Here is a 245-nt window from a genome sequence, read left to right on the forward strand (position 1 = left end):
ATCACCTTGCCCGTAGTGCCGGATAATTCAGGTAGCCTTGGGCAGGGTGTAGCCAAGTCGGCCGGCGGTTCAACGGCGTTCGGCAATGGCGGCGTTGAGGACTGACACCCCGCTTGCATCAGTGCAATCGTCAATATACACAGGCCGCTCGATAATTTTTTGCACCACTTCACGCTGCACTCTCACTTTCTCGTCCGCTTCGGACTTGGTTTGTTGATATTCCACGCTGGCCGCACGGGCGGTCT

Origin of the sequence: Eikenella sp. HMSC071B05, from assembly GCF_001811325.1 — a bacterium.
Lineage (GTDB): Bacteria > Pseudomonadota > Gammaproteobacteria > Burkholderiales > Neisseriaceae > Eikenella > Eikenella corrodens.